Origin of the sequence: Streptomyces sp. NPDC058872 (assembly GCF_042743065.1) — a bacterium.
In the GTDB taxonomy this organism is placed as follows: Bacteria; Actinomycetota; Actinomycetes; order Streptomycetales; family Streptomycetaceae; genus Streptomyces.
The window spans coordinates 1-1129 of the sequence record NZ_JBHYMK010000161.1 but is presented as its reverse complement, the minus strand read 5'-3'; the positions used below and the strand labels follow the sequence as shown (position 1 = coordinate 1129).

1 protein-coding gene is annotated in these 1129 nt (G+C 68.8%); it reads left to right on the top strand.

Annotated features, from left to right (window positions below; translation table 11 throughout):
- Positions 1 to 95: 95 nt before the first annotated feature.
- Positions 96 to 1129: IS701 family transposase (locus tag ACFW22_RS35915; protein WP_386413011.1), on the top strand; the 1034-nt coding region annotated here is incomplete at its 3' end.

Here is a 1129-nt window from a genome sequence, read left to right as displayed (position 1 = left end):
TAGTACACGCCCTGTGGGGCGAGTCCTTCGAGGCCCTGATGGGTCGGGTCGCGGGGTGCTTCCCACGCCGGGAGACGCGACTGACCTGCCGGAACATGGTTCAGGGGCTGCTGATGGTCAAGGACTCGGCGAACTGCTGGTCGCTGGCCGAGGCGATCGGCCACACCGGCCCCCACGTGCTGCAGCACTTTCTCTCGCGTGCCCGCTTCGACGACGAGGCGATACGTCAGTCGGCCGCGGCCTGGACAGTGGAGCAACTCGGCGAGCGGGAGGTGATGCTGGTGGTGGATGAAACCGGCGACGAGAAGTCATCCCTCGACGCGGTCGGCGCGGCCCGGCAGTATTCTGGCGCGCTGGGCGGGATCGGACTGTGCCAGGTCGCGGTACACCTCTCCTATGTGAGCGGCGACGGGCACGCACTGATCGATCGCCGTCTATACCTCGGCGAGGCGTGGGCCGCTGACGACGAACGCCGTGAACTGGCCGGCGTACCTGACGAGACGGTGTTCGCCACCAAGCCACAGCTGGCCGGCGACATGCTGGAGAGCGCGCACGCCTCGGGCATCCGCAACGTGTGGGTCGCGGCCGACGAGGTCTACGGCGGGCGCAAGCTGCGCGCCCGGATCCGTACGCTGGGCTACGGCTACGCGATCGCCGTGCCCACCAGCCACCGCGTCACCACACCGGGCAAAAAGGCCAAGGTCACCGCGCTGCTGGAGCGGGTGCCCAAGCAGGCCTGGATGCGGCTGAAGACCGGCAACGGCACCAAGGGCGAACGGCTCTACGACTGGGCGATGATCGACGTGGACGCCGACGACACCCCGCCCGGACACCCCGACGGGCACAGCCAGGTCCTCATCCGACGCCACCGCCGCACCGGCACCCTCTCCTTTTACCGTACCTGGCACCCCAACCCGCAACCGATATCGGTGCTGGTCAGCGCGGTCTGCCGCCGGTGGCACGTCGAAGAGGACTTCCAGGGAGCCAAAGGCCTGGCCCACCTCGACACGGGCCAGGTCACCTGCTGGACCTCCTGGCACCGCTGGAGCCTGATGAGCATGCTCGCCTACGCTCTCCTGACAGCCGGCGCCCTCCACGAGCGGCAACGCAATCCCGACGACCCCGGCGA